General features: G+C 61.7%; 33 protein-coding genes and 1 tRNA gene. 16 read left to right on the top strand and 18 right to left on the bottom strand.

All coding sequences use genetic code 11. The features are described from left to right. Positions 1 to 107: 107 nt before the first annotated feature. Together secG and gpmI are read right to left on the bottom strand one after the other, a co-directional pair. A complete protein-coding gene (secG, locus tag FZX09_RS08210) occupies positions 108 to 338 on the bottom strand; it encodes a preprotein translocase subunit SecG (RefSeq protein WP_226401901.1) in 231 nt (76 codons plus the stop codon). Beyond that, positions 338 to 1975 (bottom strand): 2,3-bisphosphoglycerate-independent phosphoglycerate mutase, encoded by a 1638-nt coding sequence (gpmI, locus tag FZX09_RS08205; RefSeq protein WP_226401899.1) that lies wholly within the window; start codon positions 1973 to 1975, stop codon positions 338 to 340. Before gpmI ends, secG begins: the two co-directional genes overlap by 1 nt. Before the next feature lie 108 nt (positions 1976 to 2083). Here gpmI and pyrR point away from each other — a divergent pair, with 108 nt between their 5' ends. Beyond that, entirely contained in the window at positions 2084 to 2635 is a 552-nt protein-coding gene (gene pyrR / locus FZX09_RS08200; RefSeq protein WP_226401897.1) for a bifunctional pyr operon transcriptional regulator/uracil phosphoribosyltransferase PyrR, read from the top strand. Here the strand turns inward: pyrR and FZX09_RS08195 are convergent. From FZX09_RS08195 to FZX09_RS08185, 3 genes are all read right to left on the bottom strand, one after another. Continuing rightward, positions 2619 to 2840 carry a ferredoxin-thioredoxin reductase variable chain gene (locus tag FZX09_RS08195; protein WP_226401974.1) on the bottom strand — a complete coding sequence of 74 codons (222 nt, stop codon included), beginning with the start codon at positions 2838 to 2840 and terminating at the stop codon, positions 2619 to 2621. The genes pyrR and FZX09_RS08195 overlap by 17 nt on opposite strands. A gap of 30 nt (positions 2841 to 2870) precedes the next feature. Beyond that, positions 2871 to 3716: a hypothetical protein gene (locus FZX09_RS08190; protein WP_226401895.1), complete on the bottom strand. Its 846-nt coding sequence runs from the start codon at positions 3714 to 3716 to the stop codon at positions 2871 to 2873. A gap of 74 nt (positions 3717 to 3790) precedes the next feature. Further along, positions 3791 to 5365 (bottom strand): Hsp70 family protein, encoded by a 1575-nt coding sequence (locus FZX09_RS08185; protein WP_226401893.1) that lies wholly within the window; start codon positions 5363 to 5365, stop codon positions 3791 to 3793. 62 nt (positions 5366 to 5427) lie between these two features. Between FZX09_RS08185 and FZX09_RS08180 the strand changes: the two genes are divergently transcribed. From FZX09_RS08180 to FZX09_RS08165, 4 genes are all read left to right on the top strand, one after another. Beyond that, a complete protein-coding gene (locus FZX09_RS08180; RefSeq protein WP_226401891.1) occupies positions 5428 to 5712 on the top strand; it encodes a hypothetical protein in 285 nt (94 codons plus the stop codon). Positions 5713 to 5755: 43 nt separating this feature from the next. Beyond that, the gene (locus tag FZX09_RS08175; protein WP_186570564.1) at positions 5756 to 5983 is read left to right on the top strand and encodes a DNA-directed RNA polymerase subunit omega; all 228 of its coding nucleotides are present in this window, start codon (positions 5756 to 5758) and stop codon (positions 5981 to 5983) included. Between the two features lie 10 nt (positions 5984 to 5993). Then, positions 5994 to 6365: a DUF1818 family protein gene (locus FZX09_RS08170; RefSeq protein ID WP_226401889.1), complete on the top strand. Its 372-nt coding sequence runs from the start codon at positions 5994 to 5996 to the stop codon at positions 6363 to 6365. A gap of 313 nt (positions 6366 to 6678) precedes the next feature. After that, positions 6679 to 6924 carry a DUF2811 domain-containing protein gene (locus FZX09_RS08165; protein WP_226401887.1) on the top strand — a complete coding sequence of 82 codons (246 nt, stop codon included), beginning with the start codon at positions 6679 to 6681 and terminating at the stop codon, positions 6922 to 6924. Here the strand turns inward: FZX09_RS08165 and FZX09_RS08160 are convergent. From FZX09_RS08160 to FZX09_RS08135, 6 genes are all read right to left on the bottom strand, one after another. After that, positions 6876 to 7604 (bottom strand): hypothetical protein, encoded by a 729-nt coding sequence (locus tag FZX09_RS08160; RefSeq protein ID WP_226401884.1) that lies wholly within the window; start codon positions 7602 to 7604, stop codon positions 6876 to 6878. The two genes, FZX09_RS08165 and FZX09_RS08160, sit on opposite strands and share 49 nt — an antisense overlap. Then, positions 7588 to 8073, bottom strand: coding sequence for an EVE domain-containing protein (locus FZX09_RS08155; protein ID WP_226401882.1), 486 nt, complete (start codon positions 8071 to 8073; stop codon positions 7588 to 7590). The genes FZX09_RS08160 and FZX09_RS08155 overlap by 17 nt, the downstream gene beginning before the upstream one ends. Positions 8074 to 8119: 46 nt before the next feature. Next, on the bottom strand, positions 8120 to 9505 hold the full coding sequence (murD, locus tag FZX09_RS08150; RefSeq protein WP_226401880.1) for a UDP-N-acetylmuramoyl-L-alanine--D-glutamate ligase: 1386 nt from the start codon (positions 9503 to 9505) through the stop codon (positions 8120 to 8122). A gap of 42 nt (positions 9506 to 9547) precedes the next feature. Further along, positions 9548 to 9619 (bottom strand) — tRNA-Val (locus FZX09_RS08145). Positions 9620 to 9693: 74 nt separating this feature from the next. Continuing rightward, positions 9694 to 10470, bottom strand: a complete 777-nt coding sequence (locus tag FZX09_RS08140; protein ID WP_226401878.1) for a photosystem II S4 domain protein — start codon at positions 10468 to 10470, stop codon at positions 9694 to 9696. Further along, positions 10470 to 10970, bottom strand: coding sequence for a hypothetical protein (locus FZX09_RS08135; RefSeq protein ID WP_226401876.1), 501 nt, complete (start codon positions 10968 to 10970; stop codon positions 10470 to 10472). Before FZX09_RS08135 ends, FZX09_RS08140 begins: the two co-directional genes overlap by 1 nt. Positions 10971 to 11076: 106 nt before the next feature. On the opposite strand from FZX09_RS08135, the gene serA reads away from it, so the two are divergent. From serA to FZX09_RS08115, 4 genes are all read left to right on the top strand, one after another. Continuing rightward, positions 11077 to 12663, top strand: a complete 1587-nt coding sequence (gene serA, locus FZX09_RS08130) for a phosphoglycerate dehydrogenase (protein WP_226401874.1) — start codon at positions 11077 to 11079, stop codon at positions 12661 to 12663. Further along, the gene (gene prmA, locus FZX09_RS08125; protein WP_226401872.1) at positions 12663 to 13556 is read left to right on the top strand and encodes a 50S ribosomal protein L11 methyltransferase; all 894 of its coding nucleotides are present in this window, start codon (positions 12663 to 12665) and stop codon (positions 13554 to 13556) included. Before serA ends, prmA begins: the two co-directional genes overlap by 1 nt. A 149-nt stretch (positions 13557 to 13705) precedes the next feature. Beyond that, positions 13706 to 14005, top strand: coding sequence for a ferredoxin (locus FZX09_RS08120; RefSeq protein ID WP_006043345.1), 300 nt, complete (start codon positions 13706 to 13708; stop codon positions 14003 to 14005). Between the two features lie 99 nt (positions 14006 to 14104). Next, positions 14105 to 14491, top strand: a complete 387-nt coding sequence (locus tag FZX09_RS08115) for a hypothetical protein (RefSeq protein WP_226401870.1) — start codon at positions 14105 to 14107, stop codon at positions 14489 to 14491. 53 nt (positions 14492 to 14544) lie between these two features. Here FZX09_RS08115 and psbV read toward each other — a convergent pair whose 3' ends face one another. Together psbV and rnz are read right to left on the bottom strand one after the other, a co-directional pair. Beyond that, complete coding sequence (psbV, locus tag FZX09_RS08110; protein ID WP_222929014.1) at positions 14545 to 15057, bottom strand: photosystem II cytochrome c-550; 513 nt, start codon at positions 15055 to 15057, stop codon at positions 14545 to 14547. Positions 15058 to 15130: 73 nt separating this feature from the next. Further along, on the bottom strand, positions 15131 to 16090 hold the full coding sequence (gene rnz / locus FZX09_RS08105) for a ribonuclease Z (protein ID WP_226401868.1): 960 nt from the start codon (positions 16088 to 16090) through the stop codon (positions 15131 to 15133). Between the two features lie 5 nt (positions 16091 to 16095). On the opposite strand from rnz, the gene FZX09_RS08100 reads away from it, so the two are divergent. Genes FZX09_RS08100 through FZX09_RS08090 form a run of 3 tightly spaced genes read left to right on the top strand, consistent with a single transcriptional unit; the run spans position 16096 to position 18593 of the window. Continuing rightward, on the top strand, positions 16096 to 17583 hold the full coding sequence (locus FZX09_RS08100; RefSeq protein WP_226401866.1) for a SpoIID/LytB domain-containing protein: 1488 nt from the start codon (positions 16096 to 16098) through the stop codon (positions 17581 to 17583). Further along, entirely contained in the window at positions 17543 to 18310 is a 768-nt protein-coding gene (locus tag FZX09_RS08095) for a glucosamine-6-phosphate deaminase (RefSeq protein ID WP_226401864.1), read from the top strand. The genes FZX09_RS08100 and FZX09_RS08095 overlap by 41 nt, the downstream gene beginning before the upstream one ends. 19 nt (positions 18311 to 18329) lie before the next feature. Beyond that, the gene (locus tag FZX09_RS08090) at positions 18330 to 18593 is read left to right on the top strand and encodes a hypothetical protein (RefSeq protein WP_226401862.1); all 264 of its coding nucleotides are present in this window, start codon (positions 18330 to 18332) and stop codon (positions 18591 to 18593) included. Positions 18594 to 18622: 29 nt separating this feature from the next. Here the strand turns inward: FZX09_RS08090 and FZX09_RS08085 are convergent, their stop codons facing one another. The 3 genes from FZX09_RS08085 to truB form a co-directional block, all read right to left on the bottom strand. Further along, the gene (locus tag FZX09_RS08085; protein WP_186513834.1) at positions 18623 to 18793 is read right to left on the bottom strand and encodes a Nif11 family protein; all 171 of its coding nucleotides are present in this window, start codon (positions 18791 to 18793) and stop codon (positions 18623 to 18625) included. Positions 18794 to 18897: 104 nt separating this feature from the next. Further along, on the bottom strand, positions 18898 to 19641 hold the full coding sequence (locus tag FZX09_RS08080) for a YebC/PmpR family DNA-binding transcriptional regulator (protein ID WP_226401860.1): 744 nt from the start codon (positions 19639 to 19641) through the stop codon (positions 18898 to 18900). A gap of 53 nt (positions 19642 to 19694) precedes the next feature. Continuing rightward, entirely contained in the window at positions 19695 to 20603 is a 909-nt protein-coding gene (gene truB, locus FZX09_RS08075; RefSeq protein WP_226401859.1) for a tRNA pseudouridine(55) synthase TruB, read from the bottom strand. A 41-nt stretch (positions 20604 to 20644) separates the two neighbouring features. Between truB and FZX09_RS08070 the strand changes: the two genes are divergently transcribed. Further along, the gene (locus FZX09_RS08070; protein WP_226401858.1) at positions 20645 to 21397 is read left to right on the top strand and encodes a bifunctional 2-polyprenyl-6-hydroxyphenol methylase/3-demethylubiquinol 3-O-methyltransferase UbiG; all 753 of its coding nucleotides are present in this window, start codon (positions 20645 to 20647) and stop codon (positions 21395 to 21397) included. An 82-nt stretch (positions 21398 to 21479) separates the two neighbouring features. Here the strand turns inward: FZX09_RS08070 and rpmA are convergent, their stop codons facing one another. Together rpmA and rplU are read right to left on the bottom strand one after the other, a co-directional pair. Next, positions 21480 to 21746: a 50S ribosomal protein L27 gene (gene rpmA, locus FZX09_RS08065; RefSeq protein WP_114989469.1), complete on the bottom strand. Its 267-nt coding sequence runs from the start codon at positions 21744 to 21746 to the stop codon at positions 21480 to 21482. 44 nt (positions 21747 to 21790) lie between these two features. After that, positions 21791 to 22156, bottom strand: coding sequence for a 50S ribosomal protein L21 (gene rplU, locus FZX09_RS08060; protein ID WP_226401857.1), 366 nt, complete (start codon positions 22154 to 22156; stop codon positions 21791 to 21793). Between the two features lie 132 nt (positions 22157 to 22288). Here rplU and FZX09_RS08055 point away from each other — a divergent pair, with 132 nt between their 5' ends. From FZX09_RS08055 to kaiC, 3 genes are all read left to right on the top strand, one after another. Beyond that, complete coding sequence (locus tag FZX09_RS08055) at positions 22289 to 23173, top strand: circadian clock protein KaiA (protein ID WP_226401856.1); 885 nt, start codon at positions 22289 to 22291, stop codon at positions 23171 to 23173. Continuing rightward, the gene (kaiB, locus tag FZX09_RS08050) at positions 23170 to 23535 is read left to right on the top strand and encodes a circadian clock protein KaiB (protein ID WP_226401855.1); all 366 of its coding nucleotides are present in this window, start codon (positions 23170 to 23172) and stop codon (positions 23533 to 23535) included. Before FZX09_RS08055 ends, kaiB begins: the two co-directional genes overlap by 4 nt. 65 nt (positions 23536 to 23600) lie before the next feature. Then, complete coding sequence (kaiC, locus tag FZX09_RS08045; RefSeq protein ID WP_226401854.1) at positions 23601 to 25139, top strand: circadian clock protein KaiC; 1539 nt, start codon at positions 23601 to 23603, stop codon at positions 25137 to 25139.

Here is a 25139-nt window from a genome sequence, read left to right as displayed (position 1 = left end):
AAATTGATCGAAGCAGAGAGGTAAGTTGAGAACGAGCAATTCAACCATCAGGTTGAAGCTGCCTGCAAAGAACGCATGCTCAAAATTGGGTTTCTGAACGGGTTGATTCAGTTCAGCCAACCTGCACTCAGGATCACGGCCAAAGACAAAAATAATGCCAGGCATGTCCATGTCAGCCGGTTCAACGTTGCTTCAGCACTGCTCGCGCTGCTGAACATGGAGCTGCCGCTCGCCGCCAAACCACCCATGCCATCACCTTTGGGGCTATGCAGCAGCACTAAGACGATCAACAGAAGGCCGGTACCGATCCAGCTCCAGGACAAAATTGAGTTCAACATCAGACGGAAAGAGGAAGGCGAGCGGTCTTGGGGGTGGGATCCATGTGGGACATGGGTGCAATCAGGCTTTGGCCGGTCATGGCCGCCGGTTGAGGTAGGTCAAGAATCTGCAGCAAGGTCGGAGCAATATCGGCAAGGCCTCCGTTATCGCGGAGTGTGATCGCGTTGCCATGGCCAGGAAGCTTGCGCCGTTCTCCCTCGATCAGGATCGCTGGTACAGGATTGGTGGTGTGGGCGGTCCAGACTTGACCATCCGGGCCCTGCATCATCTCTGCATTGCCATGATCAGCCGTGATCAGCATGGTTCCGCCCTGACGCCCCACCGCATCCAACAACCGGCCAATGCAGCCGTCCACGGTTTGGATGGCCTCCTTGGCGGCATCCATCACACCGGTATGCCCCACCATGTCGGGGTTGGCGTAGTTGATCACAATCAGCGAATAGTCCGCCTTCTCAATGGCTGAAATACAGCTGTCGGTGAGTTGCTTGGCCGACATCGCCGGTGAAAGGTCATAGGTGGCGACCCTCGGCGAGGGCACCAAGTGACGCTCTTCTCCCGACAGTGGCTGTTCGATGCCACCGTTCATGAAGTAAGTGACGTGGGGATACTTCTCCGTTTCGGCAGTGCGGTATTGCTTCAGCCCGGCGTCGGCTACCACATGCCCCAACAGCTGGTCGAGCGGCTCAGGAGGGAAGACGACTTGAACGGGCAGGTCTTGTTCCACCTGAGTGAAGGTCACCACGTCTAAATCCGGAGTGTGGCTGCGCTCAAACCCCTCGAAGTTGCGTAGGCAAAGCGCCTGCACGATCTGGCGGGCGCGATCGGGTCGGAAGTTGAAAACCAGAACACTGTCGCCGTCCTTGATGACGCTGTTCTGAAGCCGCACCGGTTCGAGGAATTCATCGGTGATCTCCTCGGCATAACTGTCTGCGAGCACCTGGTCTCCAGTGCGGCTGTCAACAGCGATGTTTGGATCGGTGTAGAGGTTGTAAGCCTTTTCGATTCGCTCCCAGCGCTTGTCCCGGTCCATGGCCCAGTAACGGCCACAGAGGCTGGCGAGCTGGCCCACGCCGCTTCGGCTCAGGGCTGCTTCAACCTGGCTGATGTATTCCGGTGCGCTTTGGGTGGGTGTGTCGCGACCATCGGTGATGGCATGCACGGCGAGATCGGAGAGGCCGCTGTCGGCAGCCCAGTGGATCAGACCACAGAGATGGTCCACATGGCTGTGGACGCCGCCATCGGAGCAGAGGCCAAGCAGGTGCAGGGTCCCGCCCCGCTTTTGAGTGCGTTCGGCCAGTTCCTTGAGCGCTTGGGTGTCGCCCAGTTGGTTGCTGCGCACCGTGTCGCTGATCCGCACCAACTCCTGGCGAATGATGCGGCCTGCACCGATGGTCAGGTGGCCCACTTCAGAGTTGCCCATCTGTTGATCGGGCAGTCCGACATGGGAGCCACTGGCCTCAATCAAGGTGTGTGGATAGGCATGCCAGAGGGCATCCATTACAGGAGTGCCGCTTTGCTGGATCGCGTTGTGCTCGCTTGCACTCCTGTAACCCCAGCCATCAAGAATGGCCAGAACGACCGGTGCAACTGTCCCAGAGCGTCCTGAACCGTTGGTAGTGCTTTTCCCCACGTTCACCCGCGACCGACGGTTCTTAAGGACTCTTGCAGAATCAACTTAACGCCACGCCAGCCCTCAAGCTGCAGTTTCACCCAATCCCAACACCCCTGCACCGCTCAACCCTCCATGGCCGACCCAGACCGCATCGAAATTCTCTCGGAGCATGAGCTTGGTTTAACCCTGGCGCGTTTGGCGTCACAGGTGCTGGAGAGTGCCGAAGACAGTCGTCGATTGATGCTGTTGGGGATCCCCACCCGTGGCGTTCAGTTGTCCAGGGTTTTGGCGCGGGAATTGGAGCGGTTGACGGGCCATGCCATCTTCCAGGGGGCCATTGATCCCACGTTCCATCGAGATGATCTGGAGCGCATTGGCACCCGTCTTCCCCAGCTAACGACCCTGCCCACCAGCATTGAGGATCGCCAGGTGATCCTGGTTGACGATGTGATCTTCACAGGGCGGACTGTGCGTGCCGCGTTGGAGGCCATGCAGAGCTGGGGGAGGCCGCAACGGGTGATGCTGCTGGCCATGGTGGATCGAGGCCATAGGGAGCTCCCAATTCAGCCTGATTTCTGTGGCCGCGATGTTCCCACCCGACGCAGCGAAACCATCGAGCTGCGCCTAAGGGATGTTGATGGTGAGGAGGGGGTGTTCCTCAGCCGTGTCAGCCGGCAGGCTTGAGTTCGTCGGTTCGGAAATGGGCTTTGTAGCGGCCGAAGGCAACGATCACGGGAAGCGTTGGGCTGATCACCCGACCTTTCCAATCATTGAGAACGTTCGCCACCTCACCGGTCTGGCCTTTCATGTCAAAGGCCAGACCCCGATGTTCGGGATGGTTGAACACAACAACGGATGCCTCCACCGTCACCCTGTCGCCCGCCTGCATCGCACCTGAGTCATCCACAAACTCATTTTGTCACGGGCTCGGGGATGAGCGCCGACAGAAACTTTCCGGTCCGTCCTCTTCGACGTGACCACCAAGGTGGCTGCAGCCCATCGAAAAGGCCGACCAGGGGTCCAATCCTTGGACCAACTGGTCCTCGACGGCGGCATTCAGCCTGTCACCGCTGATCACGTCGGCATACACCGCTGGATGTTGTTGGTGTTGCTTGGCCTCGCCGAGGGCCTGAATGGCGCTTACCACCTGTTGACGGGTGGCGCTTGCCTGCTCCTGCCACCAGGGATGGTCGAGTTTGTTGAGGCTGTCCAAGGCCTCCCACCAGCGTTCCTGCTCTACTAGTTGAACCAACCGACGCTCTTCCAACTGGTTGCGGTTCCAGATCTCCATCAGCGTTGCACTGAGTTGGCTGATCGAACTGCGTGCGGGGGCTTTCAGGGGATTCAGCAACTCAAGTGCCTGCTGCAGGTCTCCCTCACGAAACAGAGCAATCGCCTGATCTATAAGGACCTGGCGCCAGCGTTCGAGAGTCTTGCGATGGAGGTCTAGATCGCCATGGCCCGAGGCGACCAGTTGCTGCTGCAGCGTGAGGGCCGCGATCGGATCGCCTTGGTCCCAGAGATCTTCGGCGTGCTTCTGGCGGCAGAGGGCCTGCCCTTCCGGTGCGCCTTCGCCCAACCAGCGCAGGGATGCGAGTTGCTCACTGGTGCGGATGCAGGCCTCGTAGTCATTCGCGTCGAGGGCGCTCTGGAGCCGCTCCGGCAGTTGTTGTTCCCACAAGTAGGCACCTGTCGCAATCGCCAGGACCAGTCCCAGGGTTCCAACACCCCAGAGCCGCAGCAGCAGTTGGCGCGGTGCCGCCACGAAGGGTGGAGCTGAACATTGGTTCTGTTCTATGGAGTGACAGCTCCCGTTCCAAGGGCCTGTGGACGGACGTCTTATCGGACGGCCCCCAGCGTTGGGTGGGACCACGTCCGTCCGGTGCGCAAATCGTTGATTTCCAGCTGAAGCTGCGCTTCCTTGCCGATGCTCCAGCGCAGCCGCAGGCAGTCTTCGCCCTGTTCCGCGGCGAATTCTAGGGGTAGCACCAGCTCGCCGCCCGGCCAGGGCTTGTGGGAGACCTCTCCGGCGGTCTGCTCCTGCAGGGTCGGTAAACCATCGACAAAGATCACACCGTGGCTCCCTTGGGGGATGGGTTCCCCCAGCACCAGCTCCAAGCTGCGTTGGCCAGTCCGGCTGGCGGCCACTACGAGCTCCAGGGGGGCTGGGCTTGGCCAGGGTTGACCGGCCACGAAGAGGGGATGCCAGCGGTGGCTGTTGCTGCGCTGATCCCAGAAGCGGAGGGAAACGCCGTGTTGCAGCACATCCCGAATGGAAACCCCAGGGGTGAGTTGAAGCGCACCCAGGGCCACGGCTTCAACCGGTGGCGGTGTGAGTAAAGGGGCTGGCGCTGTGTGCTCGGTGAGCCATTGGCGCAGGAGAGGCAGCTGGGCACCGCCTCCGACGGCCACAACGCCCTCCAGATCCTCAAGGCTGCAGCTGTTGCGGCGACCGCCGGCGAGACAGGTCTCCAGCAGGTGTTCGAGCGCGTCTCCGAAGCCGCGCTCCATCAGCAGAGTGTTGAGTTCGCTGCGCGACAGACGGAGAACATGCTCCTGCTCATCCACCGCCAATTCCATCAGGGGCTCGCGTTCGGGCAAAGCGGTGTCACTCAGCCGGCATTTGAGTCGTTCGGCGGCATTGAGTAGAGGGGCGCTGGCGGGTTGTCCCGGGCAACAGCGGTCCACAATCCAGCGATCGATGTCACGGCCCCCGAGGCGCAGCCCCGCCTTGCCTAGGACCTTGGCTGTGCGCAGCATCTGGCGGCTGTTGTCCCCCAGGCTGCGGCCCCCCAGCCGTAGCAATTGTGCGATCGGCGCGGCACGACCTTCCCCTCCTTCCAGAGCCACCAGGGCCAGATCCAGGGTGCTTCCGCCCAGGTCCACCACCAGCAGGGTGGAACCAGCTGGAAGGCCGGCACCCATGGCGGCTGCTGTGGGTTCATCCACCAGGGCGATCTCGGCTACCGGCAGCGTGGTGCAGGCCTGCAGCAACCAGCTGCGATAAGCCCGGTAGCACTCAACCGGGGCGGTCAGCACCAGCCGCTCGACCACGAGATCGCTGGGGAGCCGGCTCCAGATTTGCTGAAGCAGCTGTTCTCCAGCCCAGCGGGCTGCTTGCTGCTCGGGGGCATCCGCTTGACCGATGCGGCCCTTGAAGTCGCGATGCAGACGGATGTCCACGGAGTCATTGAGTCCTGACTCGAGCACCTGCCGGCCAATCAGGGGCCGTTGCGTCGCCTCCCAAACCAGGCTTGGAATTTCACCGGCCCGGCTACAGATGGCGGGCAGGTTCAGCAGATTGGCTGTTGCGGATCTGGCCCCTTGATAGGCCACCACCGTGGTGGTGCTGCCCAAATCGATGGCGAGTGTTCCGCCCCGTTGGTCTGAATGCTGAAGCTTTTCTTCGCCCACGCGATCTCTGACCGTGCTCAGGGCACGGTGAAGTCAGGATGAGACTAGGGGGACTGGTGGCGATGGATCGATTGCAACAGCTGATCTTCTCCTTCTACCGGGAAGATCCTGAACTGCAGGACAGGCTGGAGCCGCTGCGGAGCTGTCGCATGCGTCGCAGCTGGGGCAGCATCCGCATCGAGTGCATCGACGATGCGCATCTCGAGGAATTGAGTGGTTTGGTCGCTGATCTGCGCTTGCCCTTGGCGGCCTTGGGGATGGGACGCCAGATCGTTTTGCGGGTTCAAGGGTCCCGTCAGCGGGCTTACCCCATGCACGTGCCGTTTCACACCGATCAGCTGGCCTGAGACGGCCACCACTTAATCTGAAGTTGTTTGATTAAAGAAGCCTGTGCTTTCGGCCGGAGTTGATTCCACAGATCTCGCCAAGCGTGGCGAAAGCTTGATTCGACAATCAAGCAACCGTTATCTGACGACGGTGCGGATTGCCTTCCGGGCCAAACAGCGCCGCTTTGACGACTTTGATGGCCTGCTGGAAGAGTCCAGCGTCAAGCCTGTGCAGCGGGCCATCGTGGAATTGAGCGACGAGCAAGATCAGCCCGATCTGCTGCCTGGTTGATCAATCGGCTGTGATTCAGCAGGAGGGGGACGGTTGGCGGTTGTCGCGTGATCCCTCCCGCGGCAAATATTGCTTTCTTGTAGGAGGAGAACGCTGGGCGTTTGAGTTGACCGAACCGGAGTGGCGAGATCTGGTGGATCTCGTGGTGACCCTGGAGCAGCAGCACAGGGGTCTGGTTGACCAACTGATGCCAGAGGAATCGATTGAGCTTGAGCTGGATCGAGGCGTCTGGTGGGGGTGCTTGAGCGGTGATCGCAGCCAATGGGGGCTGCGCATACTGCTCACTCCGCTGGAGGGGCGTGCTGCGGAGGGGGAATGGCCGGCCCCAGTGGCGGCGGCGGTCGTTGCGGCGTTGAGAACGTTGTGGGACTCACAGCATTGATTAATCCAGCTAATCGTTTTTGAGTCATTGATTTCTCCCGACCTTTCCCTGCTGCTCTGCACAGCTTTTCCACAGGCCATGGGGCATGAGCTCCCTTGTGGTGGGCTGCTGTGGAAATCTCTTGGTTGTTGTTGATTTCGCTTGACGCTGGCGGCAGGCTGCGCGGATCCGCCTAGGCCGGTGGTTGAGCCAGTGCAGGAGTGGCTTCCTGGCTGGAATCTCGTCTGGAGATTGATGAGAATGGCTCTGTTTGGGTAGTCCTTGACGGTGGAGCTGTGGTGTGGAGAACTAGTGTTCGTTTCGAAAAGAAAAAATGCCGGAAGGCCTTGAGCAAGCCGCGGCTGAGTCCAGTGTTGTGAGTTTCCAATCGGAAGTGCCGCAGCCCCTTCAGCAGGCCATGACCCAGTTCATCGAGGGGCACCCGAACTGGGATCAATACCGTTTGGTTCAGGCGGCTCTTGCCGGCTTTCTGGTGCAGAACGGCCAGGCATCCCGGGAGATCACCCGGGTTTATGTCGGAAACATGTTCCGCCGGGAATCGTTGACCAATGGGGTTTGAGGCCGGCAGCAGGCCATCAGCACCAGGGCGCTGAAGGGGAGGCTGAGCAGCAGCCCCAGGGTGGCCCCGATCAGCCCTAGAAGATTGAGACCGAGCAGCATTCCCAGCAACGCCAGCACCTTGAGCCCGTTGCGGTGCACCAGTTGGCGGCTGTGGTCCATCGCCTGAAGCGCTCGGCAGCGCTCGTGCACGAGTAGGGGTAATGCCAGGGTTTGGCTAAACAGCCAGCTCAGCAGTACCAATCCCCCAAGCAGCACGCTGAGGCCTGCCAGTGCTGTGCTCCAGCGTCCGAGCATCCAGCTCAACGACTGAATCAATCCGACGCCTCCCAGCACGAGAACCAGCTCAAGCAGTACCAGGGTGAAGGCCTGCCGCAGCAGCTGTCTCCAGCTCTGCTGTGGGCGATCGTCGCCTCGATCGGGCAGTAGTCCATCCGTCAGCCTCAGCAGGGCCAGGAGAGGCACGAGGGGAAGCACCAGGCTGATCAACACTGATAGGTCCCCCAGTCGGTTCAACCACGGGGATCCCGCCAGGCGCAGGTCGTGACCGATCACCGCAGGGCCACTGGCGCTGATCAACACCAGTGCTGCGAAGCCAACACAACGCCAGGGCCCTCGGCTGAAGCCGATCCAGGCCCTTGGCAGCAGGGTGACCAGTGGGATCTCAGTGGAGCTGGCCAAGCCGTGAAAGGAGGTCGTTGGCGGTATCGGTGGGAACCGGAAGGATCGAGAGCCGGTTGCCGCGTTTGATCACGGGCAGCTGCTCTTCGCTGTAATGCTCCCGCAGCTGGTCGAGGCTGAGCAGAGCGTCGAATTCTCCGAGAAATCGCAGGCGTGCGCAGTCCCAGCGTGGTTTTTCAGGGGTTGATTTGGGGTCGTAATACTTCGCCGTCGGATCAAACTGGGTTGGGTCCACCAGGCTGGTCTCCATCACCTCCATCAGCCCGATGATCCCGGGTGGTTTGCAATTGGAGTGGTAAAAGAACGCCTGGTCGCCCTGCTCCATGGTCCGCATGAAATTGCGAGCCTGGTAATTGCGAATGCCATCCCAGAGTGTGTTGCCCTCGCGACGCAGGTCATGGATCCCGTACGCGTCGGGTTCGCTTTTCATCAACCAGAAGGCCACGTCACAAGGCTTGTCTCGCCCCATCATCGGACCGTCAGGCCCAGACGCATCCAATTGCGATCGTTTGGTTTCAGGTGACGTTCAGCAGGGGTTGGATCAGGGAGCGGAAGTGCTCCCCTCTGGCCTCGAAGTCCGGGTACTGATCAAAGCTTGCGCAGGCCGGTGACAGCAGCAGCGACGAGGCCTGATGCCGCTGCACGGCCGTTGCGGCCAGGCTGACGGCGCTTTCGAGCTCCTGGCACTGCAGCAGTTCCCCTGGATATCCAGCCGCTTTGGCGAGGCTGGCCAGCTCGTTGGCCCCCGCGCCGAACAGGATCAGGCAGCAGGCCTTGGTGTGCAGCTGCTTCAGCCATCCACTGGCATCGCCCTGTTTGGTCTGCCCCCCGGCCAGCACCACGGCGGGCTCCTGCACGGCCCGCAAGCCAACCTCAGCTGCGTCGTAATTGGTGGCTTTGCTGTCGTTGTACACGCTCGCTCCCGCCAAAGTTCCCAAGTGTTCAAGGCGGTGCGGCACGCCCGGAAACGTGCGCAAGGCGTCGGCGATCTGCTGGGGGGAGAGGCCGACCTCCAAGGCAGCAGCCGTCACCAGCAAGAGGTTTTGGCGGTTGTGGTGACCCGGCATCGCCAGGGCATCAGCCGCAAACAATCTGCTGGCGTTATTGCGCACCATGCCCTCTTCATCAATCCAGAGGTCTGCGGGCTGGCCATCCGGACGAGCTCCCTCACTGCTCACCCAGGTGCCGCAGTCCCAGCTGCTGCGTTGCTGGCGCAGGTCTGGATCATCGGCATTAAAGAGTGCGTACTCCGAGCGTTCGAGCAGCCCACGTTTGATGGCCCGATAGGCCTCCAGGCTGCCGTGGCGCTCGAGATGGTCTGGGGTCAGCGTGGTCCAGATACCGATCTTGGGTGCCACAGCGGGCGCCGCCTCAATCTGGTAACTGCTCAGTTCCATGACGAGCCAATCCGGCGGGGGAGCGGCGCCTGAGCCGATTTGGTGGGCCAGTTCAGCCGCGGATAGGCCCATGTTTCCCCCCATCGGTGCCCTGAGGCCTGAGGCCTCCAACACGTGGCTGAGCAGATGCGTGACTGTGGTTTTGCCGTTGGTTCCTGTGATGCCGATCCAGGGGATCTGCTGAAGGGCATCCCAGGCCAGATCCATCTCGCTGCGCACTGGGACGCCTTCGGATCGCAGTTGGATCAGGGTTGGGTGATCCCAGGGAATTCCAGGGCCGATCACCACAGCGTCCAGGTCCTCTCGCCAGGCGTTGAAGCTCTCCAGGTTCAGGGGCTGCCCCAAAACCACCTGAATGCCTTCTTCGGTGAGTGATTTCGACGTGTGTTGGAGGGCTTCGTTATCTCCCCGTTCGAAAACAACAACGTCGCGATTTTGCTGCTTGAGCAGACGAGCAGCCCCTAAACCTGAGCGACCCATGCCAACGACAATCGTGCGTGTCATCGCAAGGTCTGAAGTCCGAAAACGCAGTCCCAACTGGGAAAGTGGGCGATACTGGATTTGAACCAGTGACTCCTACAATGTCAATGTAGTGCTCTACCCCTGAGCTAATCGCCCGTCCATAGGTCAAGTTGAAATCTTGTGATTTCATCGACCGAGGCTGAACAGTAGCAGCCGGCGGGGGGCCTAACTCAACTGCGGCGCAGTTCAACGCGCCAGCGTTCCCGTTTGGTGTGGGTGAGCGAGAGCACCTCCACAGAGCCTCGATCCTGCAGCTGCAGCCGGTCGCCAACCACGAGTTCACGGCTGGCTTGACGCACGTTGCCCCAATTGAGCCGTAGTCGCCCAGCTTTGACGTGGGTCACGATCTTGGCTCGGGACAGGCCGAATCCGGCTGATGCAATCGCGTCTAGGCGACAGGAGGCCTCCACCGTTTTCAGAGTGCGAATGCTGCGTTGCACAGGGTGCTGCAACTGCTCCAAAGGACGGGATTCGCAGCGAATCTCCACCTCGCGCACGGCACCCAGGCGGCCATGCAGGGCATCGGCAGCACTGGGGGTGCAGATCCCTTGCCCGCCGCGATCGCCCCGCACCCAGAGATCGCCGATGCTGTCTGCTTCGACCCCCATGGCCTGCAACGCTTCGCGCAGGTCGTCAGGGGAGAGGGGATCGAAAAGGAAATTACCTTCGATCAGCAGGCCTTGAACGGGGGGCTCTGAATCGGGGCTGTCATCGTGACGATGGCACAGCAGGCGATGGCGCTCTGCGCCTGCATAGCCGCCATCACTCATCCAGATCAATTCACTAAGGCTGCCCAGTCGAGCCAAGGCTTCTTCGCGCAGTGGCGCGCTGAGGAAGGGACTCCAGGCCGGTTGCCAGGTGCGCAGAACCTGCTCCGCCAGATCGAGCAGCACCGTTAAGCCTTCCGGGTTCTGGGCCCCTGCCAGCAGATCCTCCCGAGGGAGCATCACAGGTCGTCGAGGCGAACCACTTGCTGTGGCCGCGACTTTTGAATCACCTGCCAGGGGGCTTCGATCCCATTGGGGGTTTCTAGCAGCACCAACCAGCGTCCTTCGTCGCGGCGGTTGCGCAGGATCCGCACGCCTGCATCGTTGTCTGAATCCACGCTTGCGGCTGCGGCGTAGCTCCCCATTAGGCCGGAGCCCATGCCCAGCAGGCCGCCGATCAGGGTTTCACCCCAGGGGCCAAAGCTGGCGAAGGTGGTGAGGGTGGTGATCTTGGTGAAGGTGACCCCTGCGAGGAAACCAAAAGGCATCAGCCACCTGGCCATGCCCCGCTGCCGCTGCTGGCGGGTCAGGTTTGGGTTCAGCAGTGGGACCTTGTCGATGGCATCCCCATTCGGGGAGATCGTCAGGCACTTCAACAACGGCAGATCGGTGTCCCGGAGCCGCTGGGTCAGGCCTTCAGCCGCGGAAGCGTCGGCCATCACCATCACACAGACGGGCATGGGGCATTCAGATCCAATGCGCTGAATTCTGAACCCTGTACTTCGAACTGGAGGGGGTGGTGGATGTTGATCTCTACAGTTCTCCGCGGCAGTTCTGCGCCTTTCGATGACGAAAGTTCTTGTCTCCGATCCGATCGACCAGGCCGGGATCGACCTCCTTGGCCAAGTGGCGCAGGTGGATCAGCGCACCGGCCTTTCGGAGGAGGAGCTGATTGGGATCATCGGTGAGTACGACGCATTGATGATCCGTTCCGGCACCCAGGTGACCGCAGCAGTGATCGCGGCGGCGAGCCGGCTGAAAATTATTGGCCGTGCGGGCGTCGGCGTCGACAACGTTGACGTCCCTGCTGCAACCCAGCGGGGCGTGCTGGTTGTGAACTCTCCGGAGGGCAACACCATCGCTGCAGCGGAGCACGCTCTGGCCATGATGCTGACCCTCTCGCGGCACATTCCCCAGGCCCATGGCGGCATGCGAGCCGGCAAGTGGGACCGCAAGAAGTACGTCGGCAACGAGCTCTACAAGAAGACACTGGGGGTGGTGGGTCTCGGCAAGATTGGTTCCCATGTCTCCCGTGTCGCCCAGGCCATGGGCATGGAGGTGATCGCCTATGACCCGTTCATCGCAACTGATCGCGCCCAACGGATGCAGGTGAAGCTTCTGGAGCTTGATGAGCTGTTCCGCACCGCCGACTACGTCACCCTGCATATCCCGCGCACCAAGGACACCGAGAACCTGGTGAATGCGGAGCTGTTGCGCACGATGAAGCCCACGGCGCGCATCGTGAACTGCGCCCGTGGCGGCGTGGTGGATGAGGCCGCGATTGCTGAAGCCATCGATAACGGTGTCATCGCTGGTGCCGGCCTTGATGTGTATGCCAGTGAGCCTCTGCCGGAAGACTCCCCCCTGCGGGTGGTGGAGCGTGGTCTGGTGCTGACGCCCCACCTCGGGGCATCAACGGAAGAGGCCCAGGAAAATGTGGCAATTGACGTGGCGGAGCAGATCCGTGATGTGCTGCTGGGTCTGCCGGCCCGTAGTGCCGTCAACATCCCCGGCCTCAGCGCCGAGATCATGGAGCGGCTCAAGCCCCATCTCCAGCTCGCCGAGACCGTGGGTCTGCTGGTCAGTCAGCTGGCTGGAGGTCACGTGAAGGAGATGGAACTGCGGTTGCAGGGTGAATTCGCCAGCCATCCCTCCCAGCCTCTGGTGATTGCCGCTCTGAAAGGACTATTGAGTGCTGGCCTCGGCGACAGCATCAACTTTGTGAATGCCTCTTTGGAGGCCAAGGCCCGTGGCATTCAGGTGCTGGAAGTGAAAGATGAGAGCAGCCGTGACTTCGCCGGCGGTTCGCTTCAAATCACCACCCGGGGCGATCAGGGCAGCCGCAGTGTGACTGGAGCTGTCTTTGCCGATGGCGATCTGCGCATCACCAGCATCGATGCCTTCCCGGTCAATGTGACGCCCAGTAGCCACATGCTGTTCACCCGACACCGGGACATGCCCGGCATCATTGGTCACTTGGGTTCTCTGCTGGGCGAACACAACGTCAACATCGCCTCCATGCAGGTGGGCCGCAAGATCGTTCGCGGAGATGCAGTGATGGTGCTCAGTATCGATGATCCGATCCCAGCAGATTTGCTGCAGACGATTACGGCGATCGAGGGCATCCAGGAAGCACACCCGGTCACGCTCTGATGTGGTGGCGTCTCACACTCCCGTGCCCTCCAGAGCTGGAGGAATCGCTGGTGTGGAAGTTGACGGATCTGGGGCTGCATCGCCATGCGGTGCAACATGCGCCGGAAACGCCTGACCGCAAGACGTTGTTGGTCTGGCTCCCCAAGCCGGAGTGGCCGGACCCGCAGCGGCGGGAGCTGATCGCCAGCCTGCAGCCGCTGGCGGAGCCCTTCGGCCTCACTTTGCCCGCTGGGCATTGGGATGATGTGGCCGACGAGGATTGGAGCCTGAGCTGGAAGCAGCACTGGCAGGCCGATCCTGTCGGTGCTGGGCTGTTGATCCTGCCGGCCTGGCTGGAGGTTCCGCCGGAGCATGCCGACCGGCTGGTGATCAAGATGGACCCGGGCAGTGCATTTGGCACCGGAAGTCACCCCACCACCCGGCTCTGCCTGGAAGCTTTGGAGCAGTCACCTCCTGTGGCGTCGCTCGTGGCCGATCTGGGGTGCGGCAGTGGGGTGCTGGGCCTTGCTGCGCTGGGATTGGGGGCGGAGGTGGTGGTGGCCGCTGATACTGATTCCCTGGCGGTGCGTGCCACGACCGACAACCGCGGCCTCAACGACCGATCGGAGGCTGAGCTGCAGGTGGCTCTTGGCTCTGTGGAGACACTGAGTGAGCTGCTCGCCCCTCGCCGCGCTGATCTGCTCCTCTGCAACATCCTTGCTCCGGTGATTGAAGCCCTCTCACCTGGCTTCGAGGAGCTGCTTCAGCCCGATGGGCGCGCTCTACTCAGCGGGCTCCTGGTGGATCAGGCTCCGCGCCTGAAGGAGGTCTTGGGGGGATTGGGCTGGATGGTCACCTCCGAAGCGGAACAGGGCCGCTGGGGGCTGCTGGAGATCCGCCGCCGACAGGCCTAGCTCCATAAGCCAGGCTTATCAGAGTGGGGTCTCCGATTGGTCCTCCTCCCCTGTGGCCCATGAATCGTCAGGTTGAGCACCTATTTGCAGTAAAAATGTGACGTTCTGCAGGACCGGGTTTTCCGGAACCCTGTACGCATTCATCAATCATGGCTTCCTACAAGGTCACCCTGGTCTCCGAGAGCGAAGGTCTGAACAAGACCATCGAAGTTCCCGACGACCAGTACATCCTCGACGCTGCTGAAGAGCAGGGCATCGACCTCCCCTACTCCTGCCGTGCTGGCGCTTGCTCCACCTGCGCCGGCAAGATCACCGCTGGCACCGTCGATCAGTCCGATCAGAGCTTCCTGGACGACGACCAGATTGAAGCTGGTTTCGTGCTGACCTGCGTCGCCTACCCCACCAGCGACTGCACCATCAAGACCCACGCCGAAGAAGAGCTCTATTGAGCCTCTGTCCTTCAACTGGACGTGTCCTCAGCCACCCCTTCGGGGGTGGTTTTTTTTGGCTTGGTCGTCTTCCATGCGTGTCCCTTGTTCTCTCCTGCCGTGAGCCGCCCCGAAGTCGACGATCTTCTGGAGCCCGGCAGCATTCACACCAGCCCCGGCGGTCAGTACAGCTTTCGTGTCATCGGTCCCTGTTGCCGGTTGTTTGATCGCGAAGAACTGCCCTGGCCCTGCTGTCGCCTGGCCTGGCGCAGCAAAGAGCCAAGCTGGCGACGGATCGGACGGCGGTTTGTCCCTGATCTGGCGGCCCGGCGCTGCCCCTCCTACGCGGTGGAACTGCTGCAACCGGGCGGACGACCCACGCCCACGGTGCTGACCCTGTTCTCCGTTCGTTTCAGCCGGGATCTGCAGGAGTGGTGGTATAGCCGCCATCCCAACTCCATGGCCCCTGAGCAGGTGAGTCCCCAACAAAAAGCCCCGACGACCTAAGGCCGCCAGGGACAAACAATTTTGGTTAGTAGGGATTGATCGGCAGGAGCTGATCAGAAGTAGATCTTGCCGCCACCCCAAGCACTGCCCTGGACTTTGGGCGACACCAGGATGTAGCCGGCCATCAGGCGAAGATCCTCATCATCGAGGTCGCGCATGGCGGGGTAGAGCTCAGCGTCGCGCATGCTCGGGTGCAGGTCAGCAATGCTGTACTCACCGTCGTAGGAGGTGGGGTCTTTCATGTAATCGACCAAGGCCTCAACGTTGTCGCGGGCTGGGGTGGCCAGGGCCAGGGTCTCAGGATCCAACCCCACGTTGTGGTTGGTCTTGGTGATGCCACCGGCGTGGCAGGTGCCGCAGCTGGTGTTGAACACCTTGCGGCCAGCATCGATTTCGCGATCGCTGAAGGTCACCTCTGTGCCAGAAGGATCTGCCGGAACCGTCAGGGTCTCAGCGTCCCACTGGGCCGCCTGAGCCGGAGAGATAACGGCCAAACCGATCAGCACCGGGATAAGGACCAGAAGGCCCTTCAGGGACCGTCGCAAGGAAGAGAACACAGAGGCCATGAAGGTAAGGGGGTGTGACGCATTCACCGCACCAAGCTCTTGTATCACGGGGAAGTGACCCTCTGTGGCCGGATCACGAACTGTTGCAGCGTGGTTTGACGTCAATGCTGAGGAAGTCCTTGGCCAGCAGCGTGTTCGGGAAGATCGCCTTGGCCTCGTCCAACAGGTCTTGGGGCGTTACCGGGTTGCCCGGCACGTAGCGCGGGCTGAGGTGGGTCAGCACCAGTTGCCCCACACCGGCTTCGGCGGCCGTCTGGGCAGCCATTGTGCTGGTGGAGTGCTGTTTCTGGAACGCCATCCCCGCCTCCCCATGGGCAAAGGTGGATTCATGGATCAGCAGGTCCGCCCCGCGGGCAAGCTCCACGGCCGCCTCGCAGAACACGGTGTCGGTGCAATAGACGACGCTCACACCGGGCCGTTCCTCACCGCAGAGGCTGGTGCCGTCGATGCTGCGACCGTCCTCCAGGGTCACCGTTTCACCCCGCTTCAACTGTGCATAGACGGGCCCGGGCGGGATGTTCAGTTCCCGTGCTTTCTCAATGTCGAAGCGACCGGCCAGAGGCTTCTGTTCGATGCGATAGGCGTAGGCCGGCACACGGTGGGTGAGCGGGGTGCAGCGCACCGTGAAGTCGTCGTCCTCGAATAGCAGAGTGCCCTGCTCGGCTGCATCCCTGACCCGGTGGACGGCGAGGGGATATCCGATGCGGGTGGAGCTTGTGCGCAGCACACCGTTGAGGTAACTCTCCAGCGGGTCTGGCCCGTAGAGATCGACCCCTGCGGGGCAGCTGCCGGCGAGTCCGAGGCTGGCCAGGAGCCCAGGCAGGCCGAACACATGGTCGCCATGCATGTGGGTGATGAACACCCGGCGCAGCTGCGACAGCCGCAGATCACTGCGCAAAAACTGATGTTGGGTGCCCTCGCCGCAGTCGAACAGCCACATCTCCGAGCGCTGCGGCAAACGCAGAGCCACGGCTGAAACGTTGCGGGCCCTGGTGGGTACCCCAGAACTCGTACCGAGAAAAGTGACCTGCAAGGCCGGTGCTCCTCAGGGCTCATGCTGCCATCTGGCTGAACCCAGGAACAGGCGGCACACTGAGTCGCCCTTTGATCTCCAGCGTGCGACGCGCCTCCACTGCCGTCGGGCTTTTGCTCGTCGCTGTTATCGCTCCATCGCCGATGGCGCTGGCCCGCGGCCGCGAGCCGCAGATGCGAGTGTTGCTGCTGGAGAACAACCAGGTCAGCCTGCTCTCCGATGGAGCACAGCCGCTGCGGGTGCAGGGACTCCCCGGCGGCGAGCGACAGCCGCAGCGGCTGCAGCTCAGCCTCCAAGGAACCCGCTTGAGAGCCACTGTGGATGGCCAATCGATGCTGCTGGCCCCCAGCACTTTGGTGACGGTGCAAAACGACGACTCACGGGGCATCTGGCTGGGGTCCCGTCGCTACCGCGGTGTGCTGCGCATCAGCGGCCGAGGCGGGAATTTGCGCGTGGTCAACAGCCTGGGCGTCGAGACCTATCTAGACAGTGTTGTCGGTAGCGAAATGCCCCACCGCTGGCCCCTGGCCGCCCTGCAGGCCCAGGCGGTGGCGGCCCGCACATATGCCCTGAAACAACGCGGCCGGGGTGGTGCCTGGGATGTGAAGGCCACGGTGGCGAGTCAGGTGTACCGGGGCGTGGAGTCGGAAACCCCGAGCACCCGGAAGGCGGTGGCCAGCACCCGTTCGCTGGTGCTCGTGCACGGTGGTCGCCTGATCGATGCTGTCTTTCACAGCAGTTCTGGCGGGGTGACCGAGGCGAGCGGGATGGTCTGGCGCCGTCAGTTTCCCTATCTGGTCAGCGTCCCCGACCACGACCAGCACAGCCCGGTGCACCGCTGGGAACAATGGTTTGATCCGGCTGGGCTACGTCAGCGGCTGCCCGAAACCGGGGGGCTCCAGGCTGTTGAGGTGCTGAGTCGTTCCAGCAGCGGCCGCGTCCGCCAGGCCCGTGTCCGCGGGCCGGGCGGATCGCTGGTGCTCAGCGGCAGCGAGCTGCGCAAGCGGTTGGGTCTCAAAAGCACTCTGGTGGACTTTGAGATGGTGACGGGGAGGCAGCGCCCCTCTCTGGAGTTTCCGGTGCGGCGGGTGAACGCGACTGCCAGTGGTGGCTCTCGCATCGATCGGATCACGGCATCGGTGGCCCGCCAGCGGGGAGGACGACCGCCTCTGTTGGCGGCCCCTCCGCCGTTGCTGGTCAGTAAGACTTCGGTGCGTCGTTGGTCCGCTGGCGGCCTTCAGCTGTTGGTGAAGGGCCAGGGCTATGGCCATGGCGTTGGCATGAGTCAGTGGGGAGCCCACGGTCTGGCGGAGCAGGGTGCTGACTTCCGCTCGATTCTTCATCACTACTACCGCGGGGCTGAGGTCATTCCCTACCGGCCGCACCACGACCCATCGCTGGCGCTGAAGCCCCCAACGAAGCCACTCTGGAGAGACATGCCGATTTCGCCCTTTGGCACGGTTTCCCTGTCGTCTGCAAAGCCATTCCAGTGACACGGATCTCTGCGCTGTGCTGGCGGCCCATCTGGAGCGACATCTGCGCAATTGGCAGGGGCCGGATTCCCTGAAGCCGTTGGGTCTGGCTACCGGACGCACGATGGAGCCGCTGTATCGCACCCTGGTCGAACGGCTGCTGTCGTGGTCTGCCGATGAGCTTGAGGCCCTGCGCGGCCGATGGTGCAGTTTCAACCTGGACGAATACCTCGGACTCTCGGCGGAAGATCCGCGGGGCTACCGGGCCTACATGACCCACCACCTCGCTGCACCGTTGGGCTTGCCCGCCTCAGCGGTGCATCTTCCCGACAGCACTGCCGCTGACGGAGCGGCTGCTGCGCGGCGTTACGGCGAGCAGCTCAGCGGTTGCGGGGGCATCGGCCTGCAGCTTCTGGGGCTCGGCAGCAATGGACATGTTGGTTTCAACGAGCCGCCTTGCCCTCCCGATCAGCACTGTCATGAGGTGCAGCTGACCTCTGCCACCCGGCAGCAGAACGCGGTTCTCTTCGATGGTTGCGTTGAGGCTGTTCCCCAGCGGGCTATTACCCTTGGCCTGTGGGAGATCCTCGAGGCCGCTGAGATTCATCTTGTGGTGACCGGCGCTGCCAAGGCCGGCATCCTCAAGCGGCTGCTGGCTTTAAGCGAGCCGGATCCTGCGCTGCCCGCCAGCTGGCTGCTAACCCATCCAAATGTCTGGCTCTGGTGCGATGCAGCGGCTTTAGCTTGAGCAGCCGAGAGCAGTGGCGATGAGCATCGACCCCGTGGAACGGCGCCTTGAGCAGAGTTTTGAGGCGGAACGCTGGACGCGCTTGATTCAGGACTGTCAGGACTTAGAGCAGCTGCGCGAGATGGCCCTGGCTTTGGTGCAGCAGTTGGCCCAGCAGAAGGCAGCCAGTGCCTGGATGGCAACCCGAGCCTCGGAATCGGAGAACGCCAAGTTGGAGATGCTGGCGCGGCTGATTCGACAGCAACCCGATGGAACGGGGGAGGCGGCGGCTGGGACCCCCTGAGGAATCCCGCCGCCGGTTGTGGCGGGTCTTCAGTGTTCCTTTTGCCAGCGGCTCAGGTGTGATGGGGAGAACTTGTGGCCGTGTTTGGCGCCGACCTTGACCACGCAGGAGTTGTCCTTGCCGCATCGCTGCACCTCATCGCGTAGTGAGTCGTTGCTCTGCACCCGCGACATGAACGTCTCCAGCTGTTTCATGGACATGGCGATCCTCCAGAAGGGATGCCTTCTGCCTAGCGCTGGCATCGCCCTGGGCTCACGGGCACAAGCTTTGGTGCGGATTTGCTGACGATGAACTTTAAGGAGGCTCAGTCGAGCTCTATCCCTTCGGCTAGGTCAAGGTTGGCGCTGACGCTGCGCACATCGTCGAGCCCATCGAGTGCATCAAGCAGCTTGAGGCAGCTGCGGGCGGTGTCGGTATCACTTACCGAAACGCTGGTCTGGGCGGACCAGTGATGGCCCCACTCCCGCACATTCCAGTCAGCACATTGCAAGCCGTCCTGAAGGCTCTCCAAGGCCTCGTACGGACCATGCACCATCACGGTACTGTCCAAGAGCTCATAGCCATCGGCGTCCATCTCCAGGAGGCTTTCCAGCAGCCGTTCCTCGTCCTCGCGGCCGGCGTTGAGGATCACTTCGCTGCGGTGCTCAAACAGATAGGCCACGCAGCCGTTTTCCCCAAGGTTTCCCCCGTTCTTGCTGAAGGCCAGTCGTAGATCTGCAGCGGTGCGGTTGCGGTTGTCAGTGAGCGCCTCCACCAGCACCGCCATTCCGCCGGGGCCATAGCCCTCGTAGCGCACCTCCTCCAGTTGAGCTCCATCACCCGCCTTACCTGAACCTTTGGCGATGGCGCGATCGATGTTGGAAGCGGGAACCCCTGCGGCGCGGGCTTTGCTGATGGCCGTCCGCAACTGAAAATTCCCGGCGGGATCGGCTCCGGTACGGGCCGCCACCATGATTTCTCGCCCCAGCCGGGTGAACACCGCACCTCGTTTGGCGTCGACGACGGCCTTGGTGCGTTTGATCTGGGACCATTTGCTGTGGCCAGCCATCTCGTCAGGGCAGGGCGGGATGCGCTCGGAGAGTACTAACCAAAAAGGTGGTTTCAGCCTGCTGCATCGAACACCACCTTGGGACGCAAAAGACCTTCGCTCTCGCGGTGGCCGATGCCGGCCATGCTCCCATCCGCGTTGCACACCACTACCGCCTCTCCAGCACCGGGATCCATCGCGATGCGACGGCCGCAGCGCCAGTCGTTCTGTTCGGCTTCGCTGAGATCACGCCGGGGCAGGGCCCCCAGGGCCAGAAGCGGGGACAGGGGATCGGGCGGAGCAGCATCTCGTTCCGGCAGCGGATGGGCCTGGTGTGCATGGAACCCCAGGGCCTGGGTGCGGCGCAGCGAGGCCAGACAGCCTCCACAGCCGATGCTGGCCCCCAGATCCCTGGCAATCGAGCGGATGTAGGTGCCAGCGGAGCAGTGCACCTCGAGGCTCAGCTGCCCCTGGGCCGCATCCCACTGCAGCAACTCCAGCCGGTGCACGGTGACGGCCCGCGGCGGAAGGTCCATGGCTTCACCGCGCCGGGCCCTGGCATGGGCCCGTTCGCCATCCACATGGACGGCGGAGACCTGCGGCGGACGCTGCTCAATCGCGCCACGAAACGCGTCCAGGCTGCTGTTGAGCTCGGCCTCATTGAGGGAAGGCCAGTCCTGCTGCTCCAGCAGCTCTCCATCCAGGTCGTCACTGCTGGTGCGTCTGCCCAGTTGGATCACACCGGTGTAGGTCTTCTCCCCGGGGAGGTAGGGAAGCAAACGGGTGGCCGGCCCCAGGGCGATTGGGAGAACCCCAGTGACGGCAGGGTCGAGGGTGCCGCCATGGCCCACGCGCTTGAGCCCGTAGCTTCGGCGCAGGCGGCTAACGCAGGCATGGGAGGTGAGGCCTGCGGGTTTGTCGATCACCACGAAGCCGAAGGGGCCCTTCACCGGAGCTGGAGCGGGATGCCCTGACTGTTGCATTCCGGCGGCTGCGTAGGTTGGCCGCGCCCTGAAGCCCATCCATGCCCCAGCTCCGCAGCAGCACGGATGTGGACGTCTCCGCTTTCCTGGCGGACGGTTTGGGCATCAAGCAACACCTCAGCCATTATCTCGACCTGACGCTGGAGCAGCTCGAGCAGCGTCTGCCCAGCAGCACCGACGACTTGGCGGACTTGCACCCGGGTGCGTTCCGGCCGGAGGACGCCACCGCCTTCTATGAGGACACGGTGGGCACTGGGCACCTGCTTGAGCTGGCGGCCTGGCATCTCTCCAGTGCGGACTACATCGCGGACACGCTGCGGCTTCAGGGCATGGCGGTGCAGGGCCAGGTGCTGGATTTCGGCGGTGGCATCGGCACCCATGCCATCTCGGCTGCGGCGCTACCGGAGGTCGATCACGTTTGGTTTGTTGATCTCAATCCCCACAACCAGGCCTTTGTGCGGCAACGGGCAGAAAGCCTGGGTCTGGCGGACAAGCTTTCGGTGCATCGTGATCTGAGCAGCCTGGGCGATGTGCGTTTCGATTCGGTGGTCTGCCTCGATGTACTTGAACACCTGCCGGATCCCTCGGCGCAGTTATTGGAGTTTCACCAGCGCATGGCGCCCGGGTCCATCGCCCTCCTGAACTGGTACTTCTTCAAAGGGCATCAGGGGGAGTATCCCTTCCATTTCGATGATCCGGCCTTGGTGGATGAGTTCTTCCGCACCCTGCAGGTCCAGTTCCTGGAGGTGTTTCACCCTCTGTTGATCACCGCCCGTCTGTACCGGTGTTCCTGAGGCGGGGCGACAAAAGGGGGCATTAAAAAAGCCTCAATGCCAACAGGCATTGAGGCTTTGGATTGATGCTGGTTTGAAAAACTCAGACCGCTGCAGTGATGTTGATGCGCTTGCGGTTGCGTAGGCCGCGGCGGATCGATTCAAACTTCACGATCCCATCGGTCAGAGCAAACAGGGTGTCGTCCTTGCCTTTGCCGACATTGACGCCGGGCAGAACGGAGGTGCCGCGCTGGCGGATAAGGATGGATCCGGCGGTGACGGTTTCGCCGCCGTAGGCCTTCACGCCCAGGCGTTTGGCGTTCGAGTCGCGGCCGTTACGGGTTGAGCCTGTGCCTTTTTTATGTGCCATGAGAAGAGATGCTGGTGGGGCGGTTGATGGAGCGAGGGGGGAGGTCAGCTGATGGCCTTGCCGCCCACGGAGATGGACTCAACCATCACCCGGGTGAGTTCCTGCCGGTGACCATTCTTGCGGCGGGTTTTCTTTTTTGCGCGCATCTTGTAAACGATCACCTTGGGACCGCGGCGATGGGCCATCACCTTGAGTGACACGGTGGCATCTTTGACGTAAGGCTGGCCGAGGGTGGTGCCCTTGCCGTCCTTTACCAGGAGCACGTTTTCAAGCTTGATGGTGTCGTCCACCTCGGCCTGAAGCCGATCGATGTCGTAGTAGCGGTTGGGCTGCAGCCAGATCTGGGTGCCCGACGCCTCAACGATGGCGTAGGTCCCGCTCTGTTCCTCGGCTGGTTTGGTGTCGGCCATAAGGTGAAAAGACGCGTTCAGGCTCGGCGAACCGATTCAGGCCTGACCCGCAATCGAAAGACAAACAAAGATCTTCGTCTCTGACGCGCCCCATCGTCAAGATTCAGATGCTTCGACGTTGCGGATGTACGGATGGCCAGGCCGGCCCTCACTGTTGCTCTCATGCTTGCTAGCCCAGCTTTGGTGGAGGCCTGCCGCCCATGGCTGCCGGCCAATCGTTATGAGTCTGTTGTTCTGACTGTTGATCCTGAAGAGACCCTGGCGGCTGTTCTCGGCCCCAGGAAGGATGATTTTGACGCTGTGGTGCTCGAGCAGAGCCTGCTCGATGCTGAGGCCAAGGAACAATTACTGGCGGCGGGTCTGCTCTTCCCCGCCGTAATCGTTGGGGATCTGAAGGGGCAGGTGGATTACCACCCCGAGGAGTTGCATCTGCCCGAGGACCAGCTGGCCCAGCTGGGATACAACGTTGACGCTGCCATTTCGCGTTTTCTGCGCCAGAGTCGGGTCGATGGACGGCAGGACGACAGCAGCTCTTCCCCCCGTGCCGTCAGCAACCTCTCCGATCGCCTGCAGGAGCGACTTGGTTACCTCGGGGTCTTCTATAAGCGAGATCCATCCCGCTTCCTGGGCAGCTTGCCCCCCGAGGAACGACGGGATCTGCTGCTGTCACTCCAACGCACCTATCGGAACCTGCTGGCGAGTTATTTCAGCGATCCGGCCGCGGCCAATCAGGCCTTGGAAAGCTTTGTGAACACCGCTTTTTTCAGTGATCTGCCGATTACCCGCACCGTTGAGATCCACGTGGATCTGATCGATGAATTCTGGAAACAACTGAGTTTGGAGGGTCACAAACATGACTTTCTTCAGGATTACCGCCTTGCGCTTCTCGACGTGATGGCCCATCTGTGTGAGATGTACCGGCGTTCCATTCCGCCGGACCTTCCTCTATCGGGCACGGCCTCCAGCCGTGTACGTCGCTCGATGGATCAGCTCGATGCCTCGGAGGAGTCGTCATGAGCCCACGCAAGACCTACATACTCAAGCTCTACGTGGCGGGCAACACGCCCAACTCGATGCGGGCGCTGAAAACCTTGCGCAACATCCTTGAAACCGAATTCCGGGGCGTCTATGCCTTGAAAGTGATTGATGTGTTGAAAAATCCGCAACTGGCGGAGGAGGACAAAATTCTGGCAACGCCAACGTTGTCCAAGATTCTTCCCCCGCCGGTGCGCCGCATCATTGGTGATCTCTCGGATCGGGAACGGGTTTTGATCGGTCTCGATCTTCTCTACGACGAGCTTTCCGACACGGCTCTCAACTCGAGTTTGATCGACGCTGTCGATGAGGAGACCGACACGACTATCACTTCGGATCCTTAAGCGACATGGTGCGCTCCAGCACGGTTCAACTCCCGCTCACTACGGTCAAGTCATAGGTGGTTGTCATGCAGTTCCCTCCGACCAGCGGTCAGCCTCAGATGCAGGTTCAAAAGCTCCCGACGGGGATCGAGGGCTTTGATGATGTGTGCCAGGGCGGCCTACCGATCGGTCGCAGCACGCTGATCAGCGGCACGTCCGGCACCGGAAAGACAGTGTTCTCTCTCCACTTCCTTCACAACGGCATCAAAGATTTCGACGAACCAGGGATCTTCGTCACCTTCGAGGAATCGCCCCTAGACATCCTGCGCAATGCCGCCAGTTTCGGTTGGAACCTGCAGGAGATGGTCGAGCAGGACAAGCTATTCATTCTTGATGCCTCGCCAGACCCCGACGGCCAGGACGTGGCTGGCAGCTTTGATTTATCGGGTCTGATCGAACGAATAAATTATGCCATCCGCAAGTACAAGGCCAAGCGCGTCGCCATTGATTCGATTACTGCGGTGTTCCAGCAATACGACGCAGTCTTTGTGGTGCGTCGTGAAATTTTTCGCTTGATCGCCCGGCTTAAGGAAATTGGCGTCACCACAGTGATGACCACCGAGCGCATCGACGAGTACGGCCCGATTGCCCGTTACGGCGTTGAAGAATTTGTTTCCGACAACGTGGTGATCCTTCGCAACGTGCTCGAGGGAGAGCGGCGTCGACGCACTGTTGAAATTCTCAAGCTGCGGGGCACCACCCACATGAAGGGCGAGTTCCCTTTCACCATGGGGACACACGGCATCAGCATCTTCCCGCTGGGGGCCATGCGCCTCACCCAGCGGTCGTCCAACGTGCGGGTCAGCTCTGGTGTGCCCCGTCTGGACGACATGTGTGGCGGTGGTTTCTTCAAGGATTCGATCATCCTCGCCACCGGAGCCACAGGAACGGGCAAGACGATGCTCGTCTCCAAATTCATCGAAGACGCCTGCCGCAACAAGGAACGAGCGATCCTGTTTGCCTATGAGGAATCGCGCGCCCAGCTGCTGCGCAACGGCACCAGCTGGGGCATCGACTTCGAGCAGATGGAGCAGGACGGTCTGCTCAAGATCATCTGCGCTTACCCCGAATCAACGGGCCTTGAAGATCACCTGCAGATCATCAAGACGGAGATCAGCCAATTCAAGCCATCGCGGATGGCGATCGACTCCCTCTCTGCCCTGGCTCGTGGTGTGAGCCACAACGCCTTCCGTCAGTTCGTGATCGGGGTGACCGGTTACGCCAAGCAGGAGGAGATCGCTGGTTTCTTCACGAACACCTCCGAGGAGTTCATGGGCAGCCACTCGATCACCGACTCTCATATCTCCACCATCACCGACACGATCCTGCTGCTGCAGTACGTGGAGATCCGCGGGGAGATGGCCCGGGCCTTGAACGTGTTCAAAATGCGTGGCTCATGGCATGACAAGGGCATCCGCGAATTTGTGATCACGGGCAATGGTCCGCAGATCAAGGATTCCTTCTCCAACTTTGAGCGGATCATTTCCGGTGTGCCCCATCGGGTGACCACCGATGAGCGCAGCGAGTTGTCGCGAATTGCCCGTGGTGTGTCGACCGAGGACTGA

The sequence above is a fragment of the Synechococcus sp. MU1643 genome (genome assembly GCF_020514095.1).
Lineage (GTDB): Bacteria > Cyanobacteriota > Cyanobacteriia > PCC-6307 > Cyanobiaceae > Parasynechococcus.
The sequence above is the reverse complement of the archived record's forward strand: the minus strand, read 5'-3'. Positions and strand labels throughout refer to the sequence as shown.

Excerpts from the sequence above, each read along its gene's own strand:
- secG (WP_226401901.1), bottom strand. The coding sequence starts at position 338 with ATGTTGAACTCAATTTTGTCCTGGAGCTGGATCGGTACCGGCCTTCTG.
- pyrR (WP_226401897.1), top strand. The coding sequence starts at position 2,084 with ATGGCCGACCCAGACCGCATCGAAATTCTCTCGGAGCATGAGCTTGGT.
- FZX09_RS08195 (WP_226401974.1), bottom strand. The coding sequence starts at position 2,840 with ATGCAGGCGGGCGACAGGGTGACGGTGGAGGCATCCGTTGTTGTGTTC.
- FZX09_RS08180 (WP_226401891.1), top strand. The coding sequence starts at position 5,428 with ATGGATCGATTGCAACAGCTGATCTTCTCCTTCTACCGGGAAGATCCT.
- FZX09_RS08165 (WP_226401887.1), top strand. The coding sequence starts at position 6,679 with ATGCCGGAAGGCCTTGAGCAAGCCGCGGCTGAGTCCAGTGTTGTGAGT.
- FZX09_RS08155 (WP_226401882.1), bottom strand. The coding sequence starts at position 8,073 with ATGGGGCGAGACAAGCCTTGTGACGTGGCCTTCTGGTTGATGAAAAGC.
- murD (WP_226401880.1), bottom strand. The coding sequence starts at position 9,505 with ATGACACGCACGATTGTCGTTGGCATGGGTCGCTCAGGTTTAGGGGCT.
- FZX09_RS08140 (WP_226401878.1), bottom strand. The coding sequence starts at position 10,470 with ATGCTCCCTCGGGAGGATCTGCTGGCAGGGGCCCAGAACCCGGAAGGC.
- FZX09_RS08135 (WP_226401876.1), bottom strand. The coding sequence starts at position 10,970 with ATGCCCGTCTGTGTGATGGTGATGGCCGACGCTTCCGCGGCTGAAGGC.
- serA (WP_226401874.1), top strand. The coding sequence starts at position 11,077 with ATGACGAAAGTTCTTGTCTCCGATCCGATCGACCAGGCCGGGATCGAC.
- prmA (WP_226401872.1), top strand. The coding sequence starts at position 12,663 with ATGTGGTGGCGTCTCACACTCCCGTGCCCTCCAGAGCTGGAGGAATCG.
- FZX09_RS08120 (WP_006043345.1), top strand. The coding sequence starts at position 13,706 with ATGGCTTCCTACAAGGTCACCCTGGTCTCCGAGAGCGAAGGTCTGAAC.
- psbV (WP_222929014.1), bottom strand. The coding sequence starts at position 15,057 with ATGGCCTCTGTGTTCTCTTCCTTGCGACGGTCCCTGAAGGGCCTTCTG.
- FZX09_RS08090 (WP_226401862.1), top strand. The coding sequence starts at position 18,330 with ATGAGCATCGACCCCGTGGAACGGCGCCTTGAGCAGAGTTTTGAGGCG.
- FZX09_RS08085 (WP_186513834.1), bottom strand. The coding sequence starts at position 18,793 with ATGTCCATGAAACAGCTGGAGACGTTCATGTCGCGGGTGCAGAGCAAC.
- FZX09_RS08080 (WP_226401860.1), bottom strand. The coding sequence starts at position 19,641 with ATGGCTGGCCACAGCAAATGGTCCCAGATCAAACGCACCAAGGCCGTC.
- truB (WP_226401859.1), bottom strand. The coding sequence starts at position 20,603 with ATGCAACAGTCAGGGCATCCCGCTCCAGCTCCGGTGAAGGGCCCCTTC.
- FZX09_RS08070 (WP_226401858.1), top strand. The coding sequence starts at position 20,645 with ATGCCCCAGCTCCGCAGCAGCACGGATGTGGACGTCTCCGCTTTCCTG.
- rpmA (WP_114989469.1), bottom strand. The coding sequence starts at position 21,746 with ATGGCACATAAAAAAGGCACAGGCTCAACCCGTAACGGCCGCGACTCG.
- rplU (WP_226401857.1), bottom strand. The coding sequence starts at position 22,156 with ATGGCCGACACCAAACCAGCCGAGGAACAGAGCGGGACCTACGCCATC.
- FZX09_RS08055 (WP_226401856.1), top strand. The coding sequence starts at position 22,289 with ATGGCCAGGCCGGCCCTCACTGTTGCTCTCATGCTTGCTAGCCCAGCT.
- kaiB (WP_226401855.1), top strand. The coding sequence starts at position 23,170 with ATGAGCCCACGCAAGACCTACATACTCAAGCTCTACGTGGCGGGCAAC.
- kaiC (WP_226401854.1), top strand. The coding sequence starts at position 23,601 with ATGCAGTTCCCTCCGACCAGCGGTCAGCCTCAGATGCAGGTTCAAAAG.